Genomic DNA, 4038 nt, shown 5'->3' with positions numbered 1-4038 from the left:
CGCGCGCCGCGTCGGTGCCGATGCAGCGATCGGCGCGGCCGACCCCGCCGCCAAGCAGGCCGCGGTGCAGCGCGAGCAGGCGGCCGGCCGCTGCGTCGCGATGGTCGGCGACGGCATCAACGATGCGCCGGTGCTCGCGCAGGCCGACGTGTCGTTCGCGATGGGCCACGGCGCGCTGGTCGCCCGCTCGAACGCCGACCTGGTGGTGGTCTCGAACCGGCTGGGCGGCCTGGAAGACGCCCGCCGCATGGCCCGCCGCACGGTGCGCGTGGTGCGGCAGAACCTCGCGTGGTCGGCGCTCTACAACGCTGCCTGCATCCCGCTCGCGCTGGCCGGCTTCCTGCCGCCGTGGGCCGCCGGCCTCGGCATGGCACTCAGCTCGCTGTTCGTCATCGCCAATTCCCTGCGCCTGGCGCGCTGAAGCTCGACGATGAACATCCTCTATCTCCTGATCCCGATGTCGGCCCTGCTGGTGCTCGCGCTGCTCGGCGTGTTCGGCTGGGCGCTGAACCGTGGCCAATTCGACGACCTCGACGACGAGGGGCTGCGGATTCTGCACACCGACGACATCGCCCTTGATCAGCATCAAGCCGCCGCCGGCGCGTCGCTCCAAGAATCACCGTAGAGCAATCATGGTGAAAGAAGAGGCGACCTATGTCGAACGAATCTGCGGCCGCGCAGCCCGTCTTCAGTGACTGGAGCGTGCGCTGGTTCTCGCTCGCGGCGGTGCTGTGGGGCGTGGTGGGGATGCTGGTCGGCGTGTTCATCGCAGCCGAGCTGACCTGGCCCGAGCTGAACCTGGGCATCTCCTGGCTCAGCTACGGCCGCCTGCGGCCGCTGCACACCAACGCGGTGATCTTCGCGTTCGGCGGCTGCGCGCTGTTCGCCAGCAGCTACTACGTGGTGCAGCGCACCTCGCAGGCGCGGCTCTTCATGCCGAAGCTCGCGGCCTTCACGTTCTGGGGCTGGCAGGCGGTGATCGTCGCAGCCGCCATCACGCTGCCGCTGGGCATCACGCAGGGCAAGGAGTACGCCGAGCTCGAGTGGCCGATCGACATCCTGATCGCCATCGTGTGGGTGTCGTACGCGGTGGTGTTCTTCGGCACGATCGCGGTGCGCAAGGTGCGCCACATCTACGTCGCGAACTGGTTCTTCGGCGCGTTCATCCTGGCGGTGGCGCTGCTGCACATCGTCAACAGCGCCGCCATTCCGGTGAGCCTGACCAAGAGCTACTCGGCCTACGCCGGCGTGCAGGACGCGATGGTGCAGTGGTGGTACGGCCACAACGCGGTCGGCTTCTTCCTGACGGCCGGCTTCCTCGGGATGATGTATTACTTCATCCCGAAGCAGGCCGAGCGGCCGGTGTACTCGTACCGGCTGTCGATCGTGCACTTCTGGGCGCTGATCTTCACGTACATGTGGGCGGGCCCGCACCACCTGCACTACACCGCGCTGCCCGACTGGGCGCAGAGCGTGGGCATGCTGTTCTCGCTGGTGCTGCTCGCGCCGAGCTGGGGCGGGATGATCAACGGGATCATGACGCTCTCGGGGGCGTGGCACAAACTGCGCGACGACCCGATCCTGAAGTTCCTCATCGTCTCGCTGTCGTTCTACGGCATGAGCACCTTCGAAGGGCCGATGATGTCGATCAAGACGGTCAACGCGCTCAGCCACTACACCGACTGGACCATCGGCCACGTGCATTCCGGCGCGCTCGGCTGGGTCGGCCTGGTGTCGATGGGCACGCTGTACTTCCTGGTGCCGCGCATGTTCGGCCGCACGACGATGTACAGCACCCGGGCGATCGAGCTGCACTTCTGGATCGCGACGGTCGGCATCGTGCTGTACATCGCCGCGATGTGGATCGCCGGCGTGATGCAGGGCCTGATGTGGCGCGCGGTCAACCCCGACGGCACGCTGGTCTACAGCTTCGTCGAGAGCGTGAAGGCGACCTTCCCCTTCTACGTGGTGCGCCTGGCGGGCGGGCTGCTGTACCTGGCCGGCATGCTGATCATGGGCTGGAACGTCGTGAAGACGGCCACCGCCGGCCGCTACCGGCCGCTGCCCGTGCCGGGTCAGGTCGCTGCGCTGCAGCCGGCCCCCGCCTGAGCCACCGAGGACACACCACATGGCCAATGCAAACGACACCAACACCCCCGGCTTCTCGCACGAGAAGATCGAGACCAACAACTTCCTGATGATCGTGCTGATCCTGCTGGTGATCGCCGTCGGCGGCCTGGTGGAGATCGTGCCGCTGTTCTTCCAGCGCTCCACCACGCAGGCGGCGCCGGGCCTCGCGCCCTACACCGCGCTGCAGCTGGCCGGGCGCGACGTCTACATCCGCGAGGGTTGCTACAACTGCCACTCGCAGATGATCCGCCCGTTCCGCGCCGAGACGCTGCGCTACGGCCACTACTCGACGGCCGGCGAGTTCGTCTACGACCATCCGTTCCAGTGGGGCAGCAAGCGCACCGGCCCGGACCTGCATCGCGTGGGCGGCAAGTACAGCGACGAGTGGCACCGGGTGCACCTGATCAACCCGCGCGACGTGGTGCCGGAGTCGAACATGCCGGCCTACCCGTGGCTCACCCAGGCCGCGCTGGACCCGACCGACATGGCCCCGAAGCTGACTGCGCTGCGCCGCGTCGGCGTGCCCTACACCGATGCCGAGATCGCCGCCGCCGGCGAGGCCGTGAAGGGCAAGACCGAGATCGATGCGCTGATCGCCTACCTGCAGGTGCTGGGCACCTCGGTGAAGTAAGGAGCAAGACCCATGGATGTCAACGACCTCAGAAGTGGCGTGACGGTGCTGTCGATGCTGGTGTTCCTGGGCATTGCCGCCTGGGCCTGGTCGCGGCGCAACCAGTCGCGATTCGACGAAGCGGCACGGTTGCCTTTCGAACAGGATGGCAGCGATGAAGGAGGTGCGCGATGAGCGACTTCTTCAGCCAGGGCTGGTCGATCTACATCGGCGCGGTGACGCTGCTCGGCCTGCTGGCGTGCCTGGTGCTGCTGTTCATCGCGAGCCGCCGCGAGGTGATGGCCGCCGACAACAGCACCGGCCACGTGTGGGACGAGGACCTGCGCGAGCTGAACAACCCGCTGCCGCTGTGGTGGATGGTGATGTTCGTGCTGACGGTGGTGTTCTCGCTGGCCTACCTGTTCCTGTACCCCGGCTTCGGCAGCGCCGCCGGCAGCCTGGGCTGGACCAGCCGCGGCCAGTACGAGGCGGAGCAGCGGGCCGCGCAGGCCGAGATGGCGCCGCTCTATGCGCGCTTTGCCGCGCTGCCGGCCGACCAGCTCGCGGCCGAGCCGCAGGCGATGGCGATCGGCGAGCGGCTGTTCATCAACAACTGCGCGACCTGCCACGGCTCGGATGCGCGCGGYAGCAAGGGCTTTCCGAACCTGACCGACACCGACTGGCTGCACGGCGGCACGCCGGAGAAGATCGAGGAGACGATCACCGAGGGGCGCCAGGGGATGATGCCGCCGATGGCAGCGGCGATCGGCGGCGCGCAGGAGATCCACGAGGTCGCGCAGTACGTGCTGAGCCTGTCGGGCAGCGCGCACGATTCGACCGCGCAGTTCGGCAAGCCGCGCTTCATGGCCTGCGCCGCCTGCCACGGCATCGACGGCAAGGGCAACCCCGCGCTCGGCGCACCCAACCTCACCGACAAGGTCTGGCTGCACGGCTGGGGCGAGGAAGCCATCACCGCGATGATCAACAAGGGCAAGCTGAACGTGATGCCGGCGCAGAAGGACCGGCTCGGCAAGGCGCAGATCCACGTGCTGGCCGCGTACGTGTGGAGCCTGTCGAACCGGGGCCCTGCGCTTGCGCAGTGACGCGATGGCCGACCCCGAGGTGCGCCACGAGTCACGCAACGGCAAGCGGGTGATCCCGATCACGCCGGTGGCCACCGTCTCGCTGTATGCGAGTGAAGCGAAGATCTACCCGCGCGCGGTGCACGGCCTGTTCGCGGCCTGGCGCTGGGCGCTGGTGTGGGCGACGCAGCTGGTGTTCTACGGGCTGCCGTGGCT

6 protein-coding genes and 1 pseudogene are annotated in these 4038 nt (G+C 68.0%); all 7 read left to right on the top strand.

Translation table 11 applies throughout. The features are described from left to right. The coding region (locus AC1DXV_RS32195) for an HAD-IC family P-type ATPase (protein WP_477937551.1) at positions 1-421 on the top strand (421 nt) is incomplete at its 5' end. 9 nt (positions 422-430) lie between these two features. Next, a complete protein-coding gene (gene ccoS / locus AC1DXV_RS32190; RefSeq protein WP_477874159.1) occupies positions 431-625 on the top strand; it encodes a cbb3-type cytochrome oxidase assembly protein CcoS in 195 nt (64 codons plus the stop codon). A gap of 29 nt (positions 626-654) precedes the next feature. Continuing rightward, positions 655-2109 carry a cytochrome-c oxidase, cbb3-type subunit I gene (gene ccoN / locus AC1DXV_RS32185; RefSeq protein ID WP_477937549.1) on the top strand — a complete coding sequence of 485 codons (1455 nt, stop codon included), beginning with the start codon at positions 655-657 and terminating at the stop codon, positions 2107-2109. A gap of 19 nt (positions 2110-2128) precedes the next feature. After that, the gene (ccoO, locus tag AC1DXV_RS32180) at positions 2129-2761 is read left to right on the top strand and encodes a cytochrome-c oxidase, cbb3-type subunit II (RefSeq protein ID WP_477937547.1); all 633 of its coding nucleotides are present in this window, start codon (positions 2129-2131) and stop codon (positions 2759-2761) included. Between the two features lie 12 nt (positions 2762-2773). Then, a complete protein-coding gene (locus AC1DXV_RS32175; RefSeq protein WP_477871659.1) occupies positions 2774-2935 on the top strand; it encodes a cbb3-type cytochrome oxidase subunit 3 in 162 nt (53 codons plus the stop codon). Continuing rightward, positions 2932-3843 carry a cytochrome-c oxidase, cbb3-type subunit III gene (gene ccoP, locus AC1DXV_RS32170; RefSeq protein WP_477871657.1) on the top strand — a complete coding sequence of 304 codons (912 nt, stop codon included), beginning with the start codon at positions 2932-2934 and terminating at the stop codon, positions 3841-3843. Before AC1DXV_RS32175 ends, ccoP begins: the two co-directional genes overlap by 4 nt. 4 nt (positions 3844-3847) lie before the next feature. Beyond that, a pseudogene (locus AC1DXV_RS32165) lies at positions 3848-4038 on the top strand (cytochrome c oxidase accessory protein CcoG); the annotation flags it as partial.

The organism is Rhizobacter sp. P3_C12, assembly GCF_056402735.1.
This window is presented reverse-complemented; position numbering and strand designations above follow the sequence as displayed.

Bases quoted from the DNA above. Each gene is read 5' to 3' on its own strand.
- ccoO (WP_477937547.1), top strand. From the start codon at position 2,129: ATGGCCAATGCAAACGACACCAACACCCCCGGCTTCTCGCACGAGAAG.
- ccoS (WP_477874159.1), top strand. From the start codon at position 431: ATGAACATCCTCTATCTCCTGATCCCGATGTCGGCCCTGCTGGTGCTC.
- ccoN (WP_477937549.1), top strand. From the start codon at position 655: ATGTCGAACGAATCTGCGGCCGCGCAGCCCGTCTTCAGTGACTGGAGC.
- AC1DXV_RS32175 (WP_477871659.1), top strand. From the start codon at position 2,774: ATGGATGTCAACGACCTCAGAAGTGGCGTGACGGTGCTGTCGATGCTG.